This window comes from Streptomyces phytophilus (assembly GCF_013870535.1).
In the GTDB taxonomy this organism is placed as follows: Bacteria; Actinomycetota; Actinomycetes; order Streptomycetales; family Streptomycetaceae; genus Streptomyces; species Streptomyces phytophilus.
The window spans coordinates 1-2173 of sequence record NZ_JACBXC010001043.1 but is presented as its reverse complement, the minus strand read 5'-3'; the positions used below and the strand labels follow the sequence as shown (position 1 = coordinate 2173).

At 74.1% G+C, this 2173-nt stretch carries 2 protein-coding genes; one reads left to right on the top strand and one right to left on the bottom strand.

The genetic code is table 11. From position 1 onward, the window contains the following. Positions 1–225, bottom strand: a 225-nt coding sequence (locus H5J30_RS28800; RefSeq protein ID WP_181790209.1) for a glutaredoxin family protein, incomplete at its 3' end; no start/stop codon positions are given. A 180-nt stretch (positions 226–405) separates the two neighbouring features. On the opposite strand from H5J30_RS28800, the gene H5J30_RS28795 reads away from it, so the two are divergent. Continuing rightward, a partial coding sequence (locus H5J30_RS28795; protein ID WP_309505661.1) for an ATP-dependent helicase occupies positions 406–2173 on the top strand: 1768 nt, incomplete at its 3' end.

The following is a 2173-nucleotide window of genomic DNA, read 5'->3' as shown; positions in this document are numbered from 1 at the left end:
CGAGGGGTTCGGCATGGCGACGGACTCGCCGCCCTGCCGCGGCACCACGACGACGGTCGGCACGAGCTGGTTGCCGTTGTTCACGCTCTCGACGTAGGCGGCGGACTTCGGGTCCTGCTCGATGTTGACCTCCTCGAACGGGATGCCCTCGCGGTCCATCTGGCTCTTGAGCCGACGGCAGTAGCCGCACCAGGTGGTGCTGTACATCGTGACGGTGCCCGCCATGTCGCTGCGCTCCTTCGGGGGTCGGCCGGGTCGCGGCGTGATCTGTTCCGGAAGGTGAACGTACCCGGGGACGCGGCCATTCCCGTAGCCCCGGCCGCTATCTGTGGACAACCGGGCCGCTCGTGCCGGGCCTGTGGACAACCGGCACACCGGTCCCGGGGGACCTGGCAGCATGGCGGGGTGACAGCAGCACCGCAGCCCCCGCAGTCCTCGCAGCCCTCCCTGTCCCCGGAGTCCACGGCGTTCCCCGCCGTCCCGGGCTCGGCGGACGCGGTGCTGGCCGGGCTCGACCCCGAGCAGCGCGAGGTGGCGACCGCCCTGCGGGGCCCGGTGTGCGTGCTGGCCGGCGCGGGCACGGGCAAGACGCGGGCCATCACGCACCGCATCGCGTACGGCGTGCGGGCCGGAGTGCTCCAGCCCGCGAGCGTACTGGCCGTGACGTTCACGAACCGGGCGGCCGGCGAGATGCGCGGCCGGCTGCGCCAGCTCGGCGCCCCGGGCGTGCAGGCGCGGACGTTCCACTCCGCCGCGCTGCGGCAGTTGCAGTACTTCTGGCCGCGGGCCGTCGGCGGCGAGCTGCCGCGGCTGCTGGAGCGCAAGGTCCAGTTGGTCGCGGAGGCCGCGGCGCGTGGCCGCGTCCGGCTCGACCGGAACGAGCTGCGGGACGTCACTGGCGAGCTGGAGTGGGCGAAGGTCACGCAGACCGCCCCCGAGGACTACGCGGCGGCGATCGCCAAGACCGGCCGCGACGCCCCGCGCGACCCGGCGGAGATCACCGGTATCTACCGGGGGTACGAGCAGTTGAAGCGCGACCGCGGCGTCATCGACTTCGAGGACGTACTCCTGCTCACGGTGGGCGTGCTCCAGGACCGGCCGGACATCGCCGAGCAGGTGCAGCGGCAGTACCAGCACTTCGTCGTCGACGAGTACCAGGACGTCAGCCCGCTCCAGCAGCGGCTGCTGGAGCTGTGGCTCGGCGGCCGGGACAGCCTGTGCGTCGTCGGCGACGCCAGCCAGACGATCTACTCCTTCACCGGCGCCACCCCCGACCACCTGCTGGACTTCCGCGTCCGGCACCCGGAGGCCACGGTCGTCAAGCTCGTCCGGGACTACCGCTCGACGCCCCAGGTCGTCCACCTGGCCAACGGCGTGCTGGCCCAGGCCACCGGCCGGGCCGCCGCCGCCCGCCTGGAGCTGGTCGCGCAGCGCGAGGCGGGCCCGGAGCCCGCCTTCACGGAGTACGCGGACGAGCCCGCCGAGGCCGAGGGCACCGCACGGCACATCCGCCGGCTCATCGACGCGGGCGTGGCGCCCAGTTCCATCGCCGTGCTCTACCGGATCAACGCCCAGTCGGAGGTCTACGAGCAGGCGCTCGCCGACCGCTCCGTGCCGTACCAGCTGCGGGGCGCCGAGCGGTTCTTCGAGCGGCCCGAGGTGCGCGAGGCCGGGATCAAGCTGCGCGGCGCGGCCGTCGGCGGCAAGAACGACGCGATGCTGGACGAGGCCGGCCGGGACGGCGACCTGGCCGCCCAGGTCCGGGCCGTGCTGAGCTGGTCGGCGGAGCCGCCGGCGGGCTCGGGCACCGTACGGGACCGGTGGGAGTCGCTTGCCGCGCTGGTGCGGCTGGCCGAGGACTTCGGCCGGGCCAGGCCGGGGGCGACGCTGCGGGATCTGGTCGACGAACTGGGCGAGCGCGCGGCGGCGCAGCACGCGCCGACGGTCGAGGGTGTGACACTCGCCTCACTGCACGCCGCGAAGGGCCTGGAGTGGGACGCGGTGTTCCTGGTGGGGCTCACGGAGGGCATGCTGCCGATCACGTACGCCAAGACGCCCGAGCAGGTCGAGGAGGAGCGCCGGCTGCTCTACGTCGGCATCACCCGGGCCCGGGTGCACCTGTCGCTGTCCTGGGCGCTGGCCCGCTCGCCGGGTGGCCGGGCCTCGCGGGGGC